This window comes from Tardiphaga sp. 841_E9_N1_2 (genome assembly GCF_051811065.1).
GTDB lineage: Bacteria > Pseudomonadota > Alphaproteobacteria > Rhizobiales > Xanthobacteraceae > Tardiphaga > Tardiphaga robiniae.
In genome coordinates, this window is sequence record NZ_JBPWQC010000001.1 from 2,315,456 (window position 1) to 2,329,806 (window position 14,351).

The 14,351-nt window shown below is 61.6% G+C and carries 15 protein-coding genes; 11 read left to right on the top strand and 4 right to left on the bottom strand.

What is annotated here, in order from left to right; genetic code table 11:
* Nucleotides 1–6: 6 nt before the first annotated feature.
* From AB8A50_RS11310 to AB8A50_RS11320, 3 genes are all read left to right on the top strand, one after another.
* Entirely contained in the window at nt 7–729 is a 723-nt protein-coding gene (locus AB8A50_RS11310; protein ID WP_439079960.1) for an ABC transporter ATP-binding protein, read from the top strand.
* Nucleotides 730–876: 147 nt separating this feature from the next.
* Nucleotides 877–1,986: a branched-chain amino acid ABC transporter substrate-binding protein gene (locus tag AB8A50_RS11315; RefSeq protein WP_439077692.1), complete on the top strand. Its 1,110-nt coding sequence runs from the start codon at nt 877–879 to the stop codon at nt 1,984–1,986.
* Nucleotides 1,987–2,197: 211 nt separating this feature from the next.
* Nucleotides 2,198–3,313 (top strand): branched-chain amino acid ABC transporter substrate-binding protein, encoded by a 1,116-nt coding sequence (locus AB8A50_RS11320; RefSeq protein WP_093756457.1) that lies wholly within the window; start codon nt 2,198–2,200, stop codon nt 3,311–3,313.
* A 154-nt stretch (nt 3,314–3,467) separates the two neighbouring features.
* On the opposite strand, the gene AB8A50_RS11325 is transcribed toward AB8A50_RS11320, so the two are convergent.
* A complete protein-coding gene (locus AB8A50_RS11325; protein ID WP_439077693.1) occupies nt 3,468–4,142 on the bottom strand; it encodes a TetR/AcrR family transcriptional regulator in 675 nt (224 codons plus the stop codon).
* 221 nt (nt 4,143–4,363) lie between these two features.
* Here AB8A50_RS11325 and AB8A50_RS11330 point away from each other — a divergent pair, with 221 nt between their 5' ends.
* A complete protein-coding gene (locus AB8A50_RS11330) occupies nt 4,364–4,942 on the top strand; it encodes a DUF2147 domain-containing protein (protein ID WP_439077694.1) in 579 nt (192 codons plus the stop codon).
* Between the two features lie 84 nt (nt 4,943–5,026).
* Nucleotides 5,027–5,689 carry a DUF3313 domain-containing protein gene (locus tag AB8A50_RS11335; protein ID WP_439077695.1) on the top strand — a complete coding sequence of 221 codons (663 nt, stop codon included), beginning with the start codon at nt 5,027–5,029 and terminating at the stop codon, nt 5,687–5,689.
* A 204-nt stretch (nt 5,690–5,893) separates the two neighbouring features.
* Here AB8A50_RS11335 and AB8A50_RS11340 read toward each other — a convergent pair whose 3' ends face one another.
* Nucleotides 5,894–6,559 (bottom strand): outer membrane protein, encoded by a 666-nt coding sequence (locus AB8A50_RS11340; protein WP_439077696.1) that lies wholly within the window; start codon nt 6,557–6,559, stop codon nt 5,894–5,896.
* A 395-nt stretch (nt 6,560–6,954) separates the two neighbouring features.
* A complete protein-coding gene (locus AB8A50_RS11345; RefSeq protein ID WP_439077697.1) occupies nt 6,955–7,689 on the bottom strand; it encodes a cytochrome c biogenesis CcdA family protein in 735 nt (244 codons plus the stop codon).
* 137 nt (nt 7,690–7,826) lie between these two features.
* Between AB8A50_RS11345 and AB8A50_RS11350 the strand changes: the two genes are divergently transcribed.
* Together AB8A50_RS11350 and AB8A50_RS11355 are read left to right on the top strand one after the other, a co-directional pair.
* Complete coding sequence (locus AB8A50_RS11350; protein WP_439077698.1) at nt 7,827–8,819, top strand: P1 family peptidase; 993 nt, start codon at nt 7,827–7,829, stop codon at nt 8,817–8,819.
* Nucleotides 8,820–8,885: 66 nt separating this feature from the next.
* On the top strand, nt 8,886–9,137 hold the full coding sequence (locus tag AB8A50_RS11355; protein WP_231080059.1) for a KTSC domain-containing protein: 252 nt from the start codon (nt 8,886–8,888) through the stop codon (nt 9,135–9,137).
* Here AB8A50_RS11355 and AB8A50_RS11360 read toward each other — a convergent pair.
* Complete coding sequence (locus AB8A50_RS11360) at nt 9,102–9,851, bottom strand: EF-hand domain-containing protein (RefSeq protein WP_439077699.1); 750 nt, start codon at nt 9,849–9,851, stop codon at nt 9,102–9,104. The two genes, AB8A50_RS11355 and AB8A50_RS11360, sit on opposite strands and share 36 nt — an antisense overlap.
* 279 nt (nt 9,852–10,130) lie before the next feature.
* Here AB8A50_RS11360 and rpe point away from each other — a divergent pair, with 279 nt between their 5' ends.
* From rpe to purB, 4 genes are all read left to right on the top strand, one after another.
* Nucleotides 10,131–10,832: a ribulose-phosphate 3-epimerase gene (gene rpe, locus AB8A50_RS11365; protein ID WP_439077700.1), complete on the top strand. Its 702-nt coding sequence runs from the start codon at nt 10,131–10,133 to the stop codon at nt 10,830–10,832.
* Nucleotides 10,833–11,373: 541 nt separating this feature from the next.
* A complete protein-coding gene (locus AB8A50_RS11370) occupies nt 11,374–12,165 on the top strand; it encodes a DUF2259 domain-containing protein (protein ID WP_439077701.1) in 792 nt (263 codons plus the stop codon).
* Nucleotides 12,166–12,264: 99 nt separating this feature from the next.
* Nucleotides 12,265–12,924 carry a hypothetical protein gene (locus tag AB8A50_RS11375; RefSeq protein ID WP_439077702.1) on the top strand — a complete coding sequence of 220 codons (660 nt, stop codon included), beginning with the start codon at nt 12,265–12,267 and terminating at the stop codon, nt 12,922–12,924.
* Nucleotides 12,925–13,023: 99 nt separating this feature from the next.
* Complete coding sequence (gene purB, locus AB8A50_RS11380; protein ID WP_120292744.1) at nt 13,024–14,334, top strand: adenylosuccinate lyase; 1,311 nt, start codon at nt 13,024–13,026, stop codon at nt 14,332–14,334.
* Nucleotides 14,335–14,351: the final 17 nt, after the last annotated feature.

Sequence of the window (14,351 nt, forward strand, 5' to 3'; positions counted from 1 at the left end):
GCCCCCATGCTCGCCGTCACTGGCCTGCACGCATCCTATGGCAAGATCGAAGCGCTGAAAGGCGTCGATCTCGACATCAAGCGTGGCGAGATCGTCGCACTGATCGGTGCCAATGGCGCCGGCAAGTCGACACTGATGATGACGATCTTCGGCAAGCCGCGGGCGCGCGCTGGCGCAATCATCTATGACGGCATTGATATCACCGATCTACCGACCCACGAGATCGCGCGCATGCGCATCGCGCAATCACCCGAAGGCCGCCGGATTTTCCCGCGTATGAGCGTGGCGGAAAATCTGCAGATGGGCGCCGACGTCAATGAGAGCAATCCTGCCGAGCGCGCCGTCAGCCTCGACAAGGTGTTGACGCTGTTTCCGCGCCTCAAGGAGCGCATGACCCAGCGTGGCGGCACGCTGTCCGGCGGCGAGCAGCAGATGCTGGCCATCGGCCGTGCGCTGATGAGCCGCCCACGCCTTCTGCTGCTCGATGAACCCTCGCTGGGTCTGGCACCGCTGATCGCCAAGCAGATTTTCGACGCGATCCGCGTGCTCAACAAGCAGGACGGCCTGACCGTGCTGATCGTCGAACAGAACGCCAATCACGCGCTGCGTCTGGCCCATCGCGGCTACGTCATGGTCAACGGGTTGATCACCCTGTCAGGCACCGGCGCCGAATTGCTGAAGGCCCCGGAAATCCGCTCCGCCTATCTCGAAGGCGGCCGGCACGGCTGACGGATCGATATGCTTCATCGCATGACGATCGAACACGTAGAGCGATGCAAACAATCGACACTATTCTGAAGGTAGAATGATGCGCCAATCGCGATACTGTCACGGCGTCGCGTTTGTCTGCATTCGAACGGAACACGGGGACTTCCTATGAAATTCATCAAACTCATCGGCCTGACGGCGGGTGCTTCGATTGCGCTGGCGTCCGTTGCACTGGCACAGGATATTCCTGTCGCCGTCGCATCATCGATGACCGGCAGCGAATCAGCGTTCGGCCGGCAGTTCAAGAATGGCGCCGAACTCGCCGTCGCCGATATCAACGCCGCCGGCGGCCTGCTGAACAAGAAGCTGGCGCTGCAGGTCGGCGATGACGCCTGCGATCCCAAGCAGGCGCGCTCGATCGCGGAGAAATTCGCCAGCGCGCGCATTCCGTTCGTCGCCGGTCACTATTGTTCGTCGTCGTCGATCCCGGCGTCGGAAGCCTATGCCGACGGCAATGTGCTGCAGATCTCGCCGGGCTCGACCAATCCGCTGTTCACCGAACGCAAGCTCGCCAATGTGCTGCGCGTCTGCGGCCGCGACGATCAGCAGGGTTTTGTCGCCGGCGAGTACATTGCCAAGAACTACAAGGGTAAGAATATCGCGATCCTGAACGACAAGACGACCTATGGAAAAGGCCTCGCCGACGAGACCAGGAAGGCGCTCAACAAGGCCGGCGTTACCGAGAAGATGTTCGAGAGCTACAACAAGGGCGACAAGGATTTTAATGCGATCGTCTCGCGCCTGAAGCGCGACAATATCGATCTGGTTTACGTGGGCGGCTATCACCAGGAAGCCGGCCTCATCGTGCGCCAGATGCGCGACCAGGGCCTCAAGACGGTGCTGATGGCGGGCGACGCCATCAACGACAAGGAGTTCGCCTCGATCACCGGCCCGGCTGCGGAAGGCACGCTGTTCACCTTCGGCCCCGACCCGCGCAACAAGCCGACCGCCAAGGCGATCGTCGACCGCTTCAAGGCCAAGAACATCGATCCCGAGGGCTACACGCTCTACACCTATGCGGCATTCCAGGTCTGGTCGCAGGCCGTCGCCAAGGCCGGCACCACTGACACCAAGAAGGTGATCGACACGATCAAGGCCGGCGAATGGGACACCGTGCTCGGCAAGCTGGCCTTCGACGCCAAGGGCGACATCAAGGCCATCGACTACGTCGTCTACAAGTGGGATGCCAAGGGCGACTACGCCGAACTGAAGCAGTAACCCTTGTAGAGCCGCACTTCTCCGCGCGTAGGAGAGGTGCGGCTCGGCTCGCGAAAGCGCTTGCGACGACCTGCCGCAGTCGGAGTCACAGGCAGGCTGTCTGCGGCCGAAAATTGCCGATGACTCGGCATCAAAATAAGTTGAGAATGATCCTATCGTTCGGGCGGCCGATTGCGTTTGTGGCCGAAAACTCTTTGCGAGGATCATCCCCATGAAACCATTGAATGTAATCGGCCTAGCCTTTGCCGCGTCGCTGCTCTCAACCGCAGCTTTTGCGCAGGACATCAACGTCGCGGTCGCCGGCCCGATGACGGGCGGCGAATCGGCCTTCGGCCGCCAGATGAAGAACGGCGCCGACCAGGCTGTGGCCGACCTCAATGCCGCTGGCGGCGTGCTCGGCAAGAAGCTGGCGCTGCAGGTCGGTGACGATTCCTGCGATCCCAAACAGGCCCGCTCGATCGCCGAGAAGTTCGCAAGCTCCAAGGTGCCGTTCGTCGCCGGCCATTTCTGCTCGTCGTCGTCGATCCCGGCGTCCGAAGCCTATGCCGACGGCAACGTGCTGCAGATCACGCCGGCTTCGACCAACCCACTGTTCACCGAACGCAAGCTCGCCAATGTGCTGCGCGTCTGCGGCCGTGACGACCAGCAGGGCCTCGTTGCCGCCGACTACATTGCCAAGAACTTCAAGGGCAAGAACGTCGCGATCCTCAACGACAAGACCACTTACGGCAAGGGTCTCGCCGACGAGACCAAGAAAGCGCTCAACAAGGCCGGCTTCACCGAAAAGATGTTCGAGAGCTACAACAAGGGCGACAAGGACTTCAACTCGATCGTCTCGCGCCTGAAGCGCGACAATATCGACCTGGTTTATGTGGGCGGCTATCATCAGGAGGCTGGCCTCATCCTGCGCCAGATGCGCGACCAGGGCCTCAAGACCATATTGATGGCCGGCGACGCCATGAACGACAAGGAATTCGCCTCCATCACCGGCCCCGCGGCAGAAGGCACGCTGTTCACCTTCGGCCCCGACCCGCGCAACAAGCCGACCGCGAAGGCGATCGTCGAGAAGTTCAAGGCCAAGAACATCGATCCGGAAGGCTACACGCTCTACACCTATGCGGCGTTCCAGGTCTGGTCGCAGGCCGTTGCCAAGGCCGGCTCCACCGACACCAAGAAGGTGATGGATGTGATCAAGGCCGGCGAATGGGACACCGTACTCGGCAAGATGGCGTTCGACGCCAAGGGCGACATCAAGGCGATCGACTACGTCGTCTATAAGTGGGACGCCAAGGGCAACTACACCCAGATCGACGCGAAGGGAACCTGAGGCGCTTTTCTAACCTCTCCCCGCCCCGGCGAAGTGAAGCTTGCCAGGCGGGGCGAGGTAAAGAAAGCCTCACCCAAAATTCTGCAACACTGGAAATGTCTCCAGCAGCCAGATGCCGGCATTGGACACCATGCTGTCCGGAGTCCGGACTGATCTAGCTGTGCCGCGCAGGACGATCGCGACATCCATCCAGAAACAGCCTGACGGCGGCGGTGACACGCTCGCGCAGCTCCTTCTCCGATTTGACGATCTTGCCGCTGAGGACCATGGCTCGCACAGGGCCATCGGCCACCGCGTAGACGAACTGCTCGGCGATGAAGCTGGCATCCCCTGATCGTATCTGTCCGTCGCGCATGGCGTTGGTGAAAATGCCGGCGATCTGCTCTCGCACGTGAACGCCAGTCCCGTGATAGGCAGACGCCAGCTCCGGGAATTGATGTGCTTCGGCCATCACCAGCCTTTCAAGCGCGATGGCCGCCGGCGCGAGCGCGCGTTTTGAAAGCTCCAGTCCGAGTTTGACCAAGGTCGCTTCGATCGGACCGTCGCGATTGGAGTCGGTGACGGCCGGCTTGAGAAGATCATTCGTCCCCTTCCGGATCACCGCCGCATACAGCGCTTCCTTGGAGGCAAAGCGGGCATAGAAGGTCTGCTTCGAGATCCGCGCTGTCGCCGCGATCAGATCGACGCTGATCGCCTCGAAACTCGACTCCAGGAAGAGCCCTCTCGCCACCTCAACGATGTGGTCGGTAATGCGCCCAGCCTGTTCCTTCGTCGGCCGCCCGCTGCTTCGCGGCGCGGCTTTGCTCGGCTTGGCCTTGGCAACAGTCATCTTGGCTTTCTCTCCGGGCATTCTCTGCACGCTTCCCGACTGCTTTTACCACCCGGCCCGCGCAATCGATCATTCGATTTCACCGCATATAGGCTTGCGACGGCGCACGGTAGAGTATAAATAGTACGGTATCGTTTGATTAATCTTGTAGAGGTAACGAAAGAGCGGCAGCCCTCGCGGGAATACGGGCTCCAGCGCTTTTCGTGATCCGAGGACCAGATATGAGACAGATGACATTGGTTTCCCGAATAGTTGTGCGTGCCGTTATCGCCGTGAGCCAGATGGCTCTCGTCGGCCCCGTCGCGGCAGCACCAGCCGATCCGAGCGGCACATGGCTCACAGAAGATGGCCGCGCGCGCATACGCATTGAACGCTGCGGATCGAAGCTGGAGCAGATTTGCGGCTATATCGTCTGGGCCACAGAGCCCAACGACGCGAATGGGCAACCACTCAAAGACCTGAACAATCCGGACAAGACGAAGCAATCCCGACCCATTCTCGGTCACCAATTGATCATGGGCCTGAAGCTCAACCCGGCGGGGCGCTTTGAAGGCCAGATCTACAATGCAGAGAACGGCAAATCCTACGAGATCTCGCTGTGGCGTGAGGCGATCGACCTGAAGGTCAAGGGCTGCATGATGTCGATTTTCTGCGCCACGCAGACCTGGATTCAAACCACGAATGCCGTGCCCGGACAGTTGGTGGGCATGACAGGCGATCCGAACGGCCCCAAGGCCGATAAAGAGTGGATGCAGACGACCCAAGCAAAACCGGCGACAGCGACACGCGCCAGCAAATAGCGGCTGCGGAGCTTCCGATACCACGTCGTATCGGTGCGGCCGCCTTCATCACATTGACCCAAAATATCTAAACTGGAGCTTGAGATGTACACATTCTCGCGGGTGGACCGTCTGGCGGTCCTCGCGTTCTGCGCTGCCTTGGCGGGGTGCGCGAGCATAGCGCCGGTGCCCTATTCGGATGTCGCTTCGTCATCCCAACTGGCACCGAATCCGTCCGATACGTCCGGCCGTATTCCGTATCGTTACTCCACCACCGTGGACTGGCGCTCCTACAACAAGGTCATCATCGAACCGATCGTGATCTACCGGGGTCCGGACCAGCAATTCGGCGACATGACCGAAGAGGACAAGGCATCGCTTGCGCGCACCATGCGGGCGCGGTTCGCGGAGAAGCTGGGCAGCCGCTTCGCGCTCGCCAATCAGCGAGCGCCGAACACACTGCGCGTGAGGCTGACCCTGACCGGCGCAGTCAAGACCACGCCGGTGCTCGGCACCCTGTCGCGGATCGACGTCGGAGGCCTCATCTACAACGGCGTGCAGGCGGCCCGCGACGGCGAGGGATCGATGACGGGCTCGGTCATCTATGCCGTCGAGATCTTCGATGCCTCGACCTCCCGCCTGCTCAGCGCATTCGTCACCAAGCAATATCCGAAGCCGACCAACATCAAGGCAACCGTCGGACCACTGACTGCGGCAGAAACCGGGATCGACCAGGGCGCAGATGCGCTGATCGCACAAATGAGATGATGCCACGTCGTATCGGCTTCGGCCCTGTCGCGTGATCAGAACAGCGCTGCACGGGAGCACGATTTCATCCGCTACCAACAAATCGTCGGGTCTCGATAACGACGACATGCCGATGACCAAGAGCCAGCCTCGCAGCCAGGCTCTTGGTCAGATCACGGCTCGATGCAGATTGACAGTAATCAGCCATGGATCAGCTTGAACAGATCAGAAATGATAGTTCACGCCGACGGTGATCGTTTGGAATTTCTGGGTGCGATCCGGCAAGTTATCCTTTTTGAGATCCCTGTAGAGATCGGTGTAAAGATATTCGACCTTGGCCGACCAGTTCTGCCGAAAAGCCCATTCAACGCCGCCGCCCGCGGTCCAGCCAATGCGCATCTTGTCGATCCCGGAGTCCTTCACCTCTCCGAAAGCCATGCCGCCGGTGCCGTAGACGAGCAGATGTGAATCCATGAACGTGACGCCCGCACGACCGCGGCCCGTCCCGTAGAATGGCAAACTCACTTCGTTGATGCCATTGCGGCTCGTCTTGAGACCCGAAGCCATGAAGTCGTTTTCGATGCCGACCACGAACCGCGACGAGACCTGATAATTGTAGCCGACCTGAAGGCCGCCAACGACGCCATCGGCCTTGCTGCCGTTCGTTCCCAGATAGCTGTTGAAAGCGTCAGTACCGCTGAAACCGCCCCCCACACTGGCGCCGGCGTAGAAGCCGGTCCACGAAAAGGCTGGTGGCAGCGCCGGCGCATAAACCGGATCGGCCTTGCGATACGGCAGATCCGCCGCATGCGCGGCGCCCGCGGCAAGGGCGACCGCCAGGACCAAAGCAGAAGTCGTCTTCCAGTTGTTTATCGAATTTTCGAGGGTCATGGACCCGGTCTCCCCACATTGCTGATCACCCAAGCCCGAAAATGACCGCCGGTCATTAATCAAACTATATCGTACTATTAATCTCAGCCATCTGAGACTGCAAGCCGAAATGCAAGGCATCGGATGATCGAAGCGCAATTCGGTCAGAGGTCGCGTCGTCAGCCCTGCCGGGCGCCGAAGCCGTCCGATGCATCACGATGGATTACATTCCGCAGCGGACGAGACATCGCTTCCCGATCACCGCGCACCCACGCGCGACGGAAGGCTGACGCCGACGGCACGGCCACGCCGAAGCTCGGCACGCTGTCGGCATTCGATATCGGGGATCTGGTCTGAAACGGTGCGCAGGACGCCGTGATGGCGAGGGACCGATGACAGGTTCGGCGAACGACGCGCTAGCCGAAATTCTGCAGCGCGGGAAACGTCTCAAGCAGCCAGATGCTGGCATTCGACACGGCGCCGGTGAGAAACGCGATGCCGGTGATCACCATCAACACGCCCATCGCGCGCTCGACGTAGACGAGATGCTTCTTCATGCGCGCGAACACGCTGGAGAATTGCTCAACCATGAAGGCCGCCAGCAGGAACGGAATGCCGAGGCCGAGGGAATAGACCGCGAGCAGGCCAGCGCCCTTGGTCACCGTTGCTTCTGCCGCCGCCACCGACAGGATCGCCGCAAGGATAGGTCCGATGCACGGCGTCCAGCCAAACGCGAAAGCCAGACCCATCACATAGGCGCCCCACAGGCCGACCGGCCTGGGCATGCTCAGACGTCCCTCGCGCATCAGCAGCCCGATGCGCGTGAGCCCGAGAAAATGCAGGCCCATCAGGATGATCAGGATGCCGGCAACGATTGACAGCTCCGCCGCATAGGAGCGGACCACGCTGCCGACCAGGCTGGCGCTGGCGCCGAGCGCCACGAACACCGTGGAGAAGCCCAGCACGAACACGGCTGCCGAGATCATCACCGCACGCCTGGAGGCCGCTTCCTGCTCGTCATTAGCAACGTGCTCGATAGTCGCGCCCGTGAGGTAGATGAGATAGGGCGGCACCAGCGGCAGCACGCAGGGCGATAGGAATGAGACAATGCCGGCAATCAATGCGGCGGGGATCGTGACATCGGAGATCATGCGGCTAGATGCACCGCTGACATGACGGGATGCAAGCGGGATGGATCAAATGCCCGCCACTTCCGGCTGTTGTGATCACGCGTGATCGTTGACCGGGCAGCCTTGCTGCGGTCTGGTCGGGCCAAGAGGGAACCGCCATGAAGAACCTGCTCACCGATATCCCCGGCGTTCGCGTCGGCCACGCGGACGACGCCCAACTGGCCTCCGGCGTCACCGCCATCCTGTTCGACAAGCCAGCCGTGGCCTCCGTCGACATCCGCGGCGGCGGACCGGGCACGCGCGAAAGCGCCCTGCTCGATCCTGTGAACACTGTGGATGCCATCCACGGCCTCGCGCTGGCCGGCGGCTCGGCCTTCGGCCTCGAAGCCGGCGGCGGCGTACAGGCCTGGCTCGCCGAACAGGGCCGCGGCTACCAGATCGGCAATGCCGTTATCCCCATCGTGCCAGGCGCGATCCTGTTCGACCTGCTCAATGGCGGCGACAAGGCCTGGGGCCGCTTTCCGCCCTATCGCGATCTCGGCTATGCCGCCGCGGCAGCCGCCAGCGATGACTTCAAGCTCGGCAGCGTCGGCGCAGGGCTCGGCGCCACGACAGTCAACTACAAAGGCGGCATCGGCTCGGCCTCCGCCGTCACGCCATCGGGCGTGCGCGTCGCCGCACTCGCGGCAGTCAATGCGGTCGGCAGTGTCACGGTCGGCGATGGCCCGCACTTCTGGGCGGCGCCGTTCGAAGTCGGCAACGAGTTCGGCGGACACGGCATGCCGAACAAGTTGAAGCCCGAGGTGCTGGCGATGCGAATCAAGGGCGGGCCAGCCGCAACGTCGATCGAGAACACGACACTCGCCGTCGTTGTTACCGATGCGATCCTGACCAAGGCGCAGGCACGGCGTCTCGCCATGATGGCACAGACCGGATTTGCGCGCGCGATCTATCCGGTGCATGCGCCGCTCGATGGCGACATCGTGTTTGCGGCCGCGACGGGCGAGAAGCCGATCGATCCGCTGGTGGGTTTGACGGAGCTCGGCATGATCGCGGGTAATGTGATCGCCCGCGCGATCGCGCGCGGCGTGTATGAAGCGACGGCACTGCCGTTTCCGGGCGCGCTTCCAGCGTTTCGCGACCGGAACTAGGTCATCGCTCCGCAACCAATCGCATCGGTAATCGTTTCTATCCGGGAGACATTTCGGAGAATTGCGATGCCGTCGACTGCGATTCGACATGTCACTTATGATCCGGTGAGCCGCGAACTACGCATCACCTTCACCAGCGGTCGCCGGTATGCTTATGCGCAGGTGCCGCCGGAAGTTCACGCGGCCTTCAGCAGCGCCGCGTCACGCGGCGCGTTCTTCAATCATCGTATTCGTGATCGCTTCGCCTATCGCGAACTGGCGCGTTCGGGATCGGAACGCAGATCAGGCGCTGATCGCCAGCGTCGACTTCGCGTTTGAGATCTGCTGCGCCTGACGCGCGATCATCTTTTCGATCGCGTTATAGGACGAGCTTGCGGTTGATGACGTGGACGACGTGGGGACGGCCGTGGTCGAACTCACCGTCGATCCGTCCGCATATGCGATAGACGTCGTGGTGCTGCCATCAGCATTTACCGTGGTCGTTGTGGTCGAACCAGCAGTGTCAGAGCCACCACCAGATCCACCGCCCATACCGCCGCCGCCGGCGTGATGTGCCTTGCCGCCATTCAGCGCCGGGCTCAGTTCATCGATATTGACCGAGCCGTCACCGTTCTTGTCGAGTTCGGCGAATACCTTGTCGGCATTGGCAGTGTTGGTGCCGCCGGCGCCGAGCTTCTTCTCGAACTCCGCCTTGCTGATGCCGCCGCTGCCGTCGCTGTCGAGCATCCCCATCAGTCTTTTCAGCGAGTCGGCTCGTTTCGCCGAAGAGGCTGCCGTTGCGGGCTGGCTCTGGGCATCGAGCAGCGTGCTCATGGTGCCCGGGGCCAGCTTGTAGGAGCTGTTCGTGCTGCTGGTGGCGGAGGTTGCCGTCGATGACGTGGCGCTCGCCGCCGTCGACGTGCTGGCGACATCGAACGGGCTGGCGGTCTTCTGGGTGACACCGGTCGTGGTGGTCGCGGCCTTCGACTTCGACTTGGTGAGTGCCTGCAGCGCATCGATCGCGGTGGTGGCAGCAGCAAGGGCTGGCAGCATCGTCAAATTCCTGATCATGCCGCAGCGTGCGGCGTGAATTCCCTGGGGAATACGGAGCAAGCTCCATGCCAGCGAAAAAAGTTCGATAAAACAACGGCCTTGGTCGCACGGGCCGCGCGCGTTTCCCGGCAAATCGTGCCCTTGCGGCAGAATGTGCCGGGACTATCCTGCTGCAGCGCGTCGATGGCGCGGCCGTGGCTGGCGCGTTGCCCGTCCCCCGGCCCCATGTTACGCGAGGCGGTCCATTCGCCGCCGCCCAAAAACGTTCAGGAAACCCCGATGTCCCAGAGCTTCACGCCCCGCCCGCTGGTAATCGCCCCGTCCATTCTGGCGGCTGATTTCGCGAGGCTTGGCGAAGAGGTCCGCGCCGTGGATACCGCCGGCGCCGACTGGATACATCTCGACGTCATGGACGGCCATTTCGTGCCGAACATTTCCTACGGCCCCGACGTCATCAAGGCGATGCGCCCGCACACGACAAAGATCTTCGACGCGCATCTGATGATCGCACCATGCGATCCCTATCTCGAAGCCTTCGCCAAGGCCGGCTGCGATCACATCACCGTCCACGCCGAGGCGGGCCCGCATCTGCATCGCTCGCTGCAGGCGATCCGCAATCTCGGCAAGAAGGCCGGCGTCTCGCTCAATCCCGGCACGCCGCTCTCGGCCATCGAATATGTGATCGATCTCGTCGATCTCGTGCTGGTGATGTCGGTCAATCCCGGCTTCGGCGGCCAGGCCTTCATTCCGTCCGCGCTCGGCAAGATCTCCGACCTGCGCGCGATGACCGCGGGCCGTCCGATCGACATCGAAGTTGACGGCGGCGTGTCGGCTGCAGTCGCCGGGCAACTCGCCGCAGCAGGTGCCAATGCCTTCGTCGCCGGCTCGGCCGTATTCAAGGGCGGCACGGTGGAGAGCTACAAGGCCAATATCGACGGCATCCGCGCGGCGGCAGCGAATGCGCGCGGCGAGATGGTGTAGTCGCTTCTCCCGATTCAAATATCAAACAGCCACGCTCTCGCAGTCTCGCGGCGCTTGCGCGTCCGAGGTGTGAGCAGTCCCCCTCAAACGATGAGGGGTGGCAGCGCGCCGTGAGGCGCAAGGGGTGGTTTCTGTCGCGATCCGCTCCGCCGGAACGCCGGCAAGCTGCAACCGCGCAACGCCTCACGGCGCGCCACCGCGGCGATTTCTGTCCGCGGGACCGTTCTTCCGGGCAAAGGCGCAGAGCTCCGCACTCCGCTGATCCCGACGGTTTCCCGCCGTTCACCAATGCCACGTCCAGCCAGCATGAGTGGCAGACCCCCGTAGTGGGGCCGGACGGTGACCCAAGGCCTCCCGAGTGCGCGAGGGAACGTCTCCCTCATGCCCGCAGGCGCCGCATCCCTGTTCCACCTCAAGACGCCTCATGAAGCGCCCCTCGCGAACCGGACAATTCGGATAATAGTCCTTGAAGGAATATTGTCAATACCCGCGAAGACCCATATAGCCATGAACTTCGCGGCACGTCGCGCGACCAACCGGGATGACACAGCATTCAATCGCCGGCTTTCGCCGCTTCCTGCTCGCTCCCCTGCTCTCGTTCGCCTTGCTCGGCACGGCGCAGGCCGGGGATGCCGCCGCGCGCAAAGTGATCGGCTTCTCGCCGGACGGCGCGCATTTCGCCTTCGAGCACTATACGCAGCTCTATGATGCGACCGAGATCGTCGCCGAGATCCAGGTGATCGACACCCGCACCGACGACTTTGCGAAGGGTACGCCCTTCTCCCTTCGCACCAAAGACGATGACGAGCGCGAAGTGGATGCCCTGCGCGCCGAGCTGATGGCCAAGGCCAAGCCGCTGCTGGGCAAGCTTGGTATCACCGAGCCCGGCACGCGCTTCGCCGGCAAACCGTCGATGGATCTCGACGAGATCGGCATCTACCAGATGGACCCGAAGCCGCTCGCCGCCACGCAGACCATCACTTTGCCGGACGGCCGCAAGCTGGCGCTGACGATCTCCGATCAAGCGCTCGGCAAGGCATCATGTTATGGCGCCGGCGGCCGCGGCACCTTTGGCAGCGTCATCATCACCGGCATGACGCTACAGATGAGCATCGATGGCGCCGCGCCCGTCACCCTGCAGCAGGACAAGCAATTGCCGAAGCGACGCCGCTGCGTGACCGCCTACGGGATCGCCGATGTCTATCATCACCACGCCAAAGACGGCACGCAGACGCTGGCCGTGCTGGTGGAGACCGTGGACGCCCATGAATTCCACGCCGGGCCGAACAGAAGGTTCATGGCGGTGACGACGAGGCTGGCGAAATTGCACTAGATGCACCCTAGGTACGACAAACGATAGCGCACGGCAAAGCCATCTATCGTAAGTTGCCCAAAATCAGTTAGACATTACTGATATTAGAGGGGCGCTTTCATGCGGTATTTCTTTGGATTTGTGATTTTTGTTATTGTTATGACGGCACTTGTGGGTGCCCTTTTTTATCTACTCGATCAAAAACCAGAATCTCAGTTCTCTGCTTTGCTGGTTAAGCACAAAGAAATCGGCGGTCCCATTTTGGGCGCGCTTATCACCGTAATAGCGGCCGGATTAGCTTTCACTTCTGTACAACTGCAGTTGCGAGCTCAGTGGCGAGGAGTTCACGTCTCGGAGCTAACATATTGGCAGCAGCGCCTCGACACCGGCGAAACTGTGATATCCGGCATTGCATTCATTAAAGACATTACTGATCGAGTTCAAAAAATAGCGTCAGCGGTCGACAATAGTCAGCAGTATCCATACGTTGATCGCCTTCGCGCGCTGCAGCCAACTGGCGTCTTGGATGTGAACTCCACGCCACCAAGCGGAAGCAACCTCATCAGCTTCGACCTAAATCTTCAGATTATCATTCTTCGCAATAACTGGTTTGCCATCCAAGACGCCACCAAAATTGCTGCTGCTGACGGACAGGTCAAAGAAGCGCTATTAAAGATTTCTGCGATTGCCGGTAAATTGGATGCCACTGCAGCAGCGCAACGAAAGAATGTCGAACGAGCGCTTGTTGCACTTCGTCAACTGGAAGCAGAAAGCGAGTAATAGGCGTCCGAAAAATCGATCCATCGCGCCATCCGTTCTGGCCTCCCCCGCCCCGATCTGCTAAAGCGCGGCGTAATCCCCCAAACGTCAGAGTGCGCAATGATCCCTCGCTATACCCGTCCGGAAATGGCCTCCATTTGGGAGCCGCAGACCCGCTTCAAGATCTGGTTCGAGATCGAGGCACACGCCGCCGATGCGCTGGCGGAACTGGGCACCATTCCGAAGGATGCGGCGAAGACGATCTGGGCCAAGGCCAAGGACGCCACCTTCAATGTGGAGCGCATCGACGAGATCGAGCGCGAGACCAAGCATGACGTCATCGCCTTCCTGACCCATCTGGCCGAAATCGTCGGCCCCGAGGCGCGCTTCGTGCATCAGGGCATGACGTCATCGGATGTCCTCGACACCTGCCTCAACGTGCAGCTGACGCGCTGCGCCGATATCCTGATCGCCGATATCGACCGCCTGCTGGCGGCGCTGAAGACCCGCGCCTTCGAGCACAAGATGACGCCGACCATCGGCCGCTCCCATGGCATCCATGCCGAGCCGGTCACCTTCGGTCTCAAGCTCGCTTATGCCTATGCCGAATTCACCCGCAACCGCGAGCGCCTCGTCGCCGCGCGCAAGGAAGTCGCGACCTGCGCGATCTCCGGCGCCGTCGGCACCTTCGCGCAGATCGATCCGCGCGTCGAAGAACATGTCGCGAAAGCAATGGGCCTCGTGCCCGAGCCGATCTCGACCCAGGTGATCCCGCGCGACCGCCACGCGATGTTCTTCGCGACGCTCGGCGTCATCGCCTCGTCGATGGAGCGCTTGGCTGTAGAAATCCGCCACATGCAGCGCACCGAGGTGCTGGAAGCCGAGGAGTTCTTCTCAGAGGGCCAGAAGGGCTCGTCGGCCATGCCGCACAAGCGCAACCCGGTGCTGACCGAGAACATCACCGGTCTCGCCCGTATGGTGCGCGCCTATGTGACGCCGGCGCTGGAAAACGTGGTGCTGTGGCACGAGCGCGATATCTCGCACTCCTCCGCCGAGCGCATGTTCGGCCCCGACGCCACGGTGACGCTCGACTTCGCGCTCAACCGCATGGCCGGCGTGATCGAGAAGCTCTTGGTCTATCCCGCCAACATGCAGAAGAATCTCGACCGCCTCGGCGGCCTCGTGCATTCGCAGCGCGTGCTGATCGCGCTGACGCAGAAGGGCGCGTCGCGCGAGGACAGCTACAAGCTCGTGCAGCGCAACGCCATGCCGGTGTGGCGCGGCGAAGGCGACTTCCAGACACTGCTGAAGAACGACCCCGAGGTGAAGAAATATCTCACCGACGACGAGATCTCCGAGAAGTTCGACCTCGGCTATCATCTCAAGCATGTGGACACGATCTTCACACGCGTGTTCGGTACCTCATCCTGAGGAGCGACGTCTTCGTC

Excerpts from the sequence above, each read along its gene's own strand:
- rpe (WP_439077700.1), top strand. The coding sequence starts at position 10,131 with ATGTCCCAGAGCTTCACGCCCCGCCCGCTGGTAATCGCCCCGTCCATT.
- AB8A50_RS11370 (WP_439077701.1), top strand. The coding sequence starts at position 11,374 with ATGACACAGCATTCAATCGCCGGCTTTCGCCGCTTCCTGCTCGCTCCC.
- purB (WP_120292744.1), top strand. The coding sequence starts at position 13,024 with ATGATCCCTCGCTATACCCGTCCGGAAATGGCCTCCATTTGGGAGCCG.
- AB8A50_RS11330 (WP_439077694.1), top strand. The coding sequence starts at position 4,364 with ATGAGACAGATGACATTGGTTTCCCGAATAGTTGTGCGTGCCGTTATC.
- AB8A50_RS11375 (WP_439077702.1), top strand. The coding sequence starts at position 12,265 with ATGCGGTATTTCTTTGGATTTGTGATTTTTGTTATTGTTATGACGGCA.
- AB8A50_RS11355 (WP_231080059.1), top strand. The coding sequence starts at position 8,886 with ATGCCGTCGACTGCGATTCGACATGTCACTTATGATCCGGTGAGCCGC.
- AB8A50_RS11325 (WP_439077693.1), bottom strand. The coding sequence starts at position 4,142 with ATGACTGTTGCCAAGGCCAAGCCGAGCAAAGCCGCGCCGCGAAGCAGC.
- AB8A50_RS11315 (WP_439077692.1), top strand. The coding sequence starts at position 877 with ATGAAATTCATCAAACTCATCGGCCTGACGGCGGGTGCTTCGATTGCG.
- AB8A50_RS11310 (WP_439079960.1), top strand. The coding sequence starts at position 7 with ATGCTCGCCGTCACTGGCCTGCACGCATCCTATGGCAAGATCGAAGCG.
- AB8A50_RS11340 (WP_439077696.1), bottom strand. The coding sequence starts at position 6,559 with ATGACCCTCGAAAATTCGATAAACAACTGGAAGACGACTTCTGCTTTG.
- AB8A50_RS11345 (WP_439077697.1), bottom strand. The coding sequence starts at position 7,689 with ATGATCTCCGATGTCACGATCCCCGCCGCATTGATTGCCGGCATTGTC.
- AB8A50_RS11335 (WP_439077695.1), top strand. The coding sequence starts at position 5,027 with ATGTACACATTCTCGCGGGTGGACCGTCTGGCGGTCCTCGCGTTCTGC.
- AB8A50_RS11320 (WP_093756457.1), top strand. The coding sequence starts at position 2,198 with ATGAAACCATTGAATGTAATCGGCCTAGCCTTTGCCGCGTCGCTGCTC.
- AB8A50_RS11360 (WP_439077699.1), bottom strand. The coding sequence starts at position 9,851 with ATGCTGCCAGCCCTTGCTGCTGCCACCACCGCGATCGATGCGCTGCAG.
- AB8A50_RS11350 (WP_439077698.1), top strand. The coding sequence starts at position 7,827 with ATGAAGAACCTGCTCACCGATATCCCCGGCGTTCGCGTCGGCCACGCG.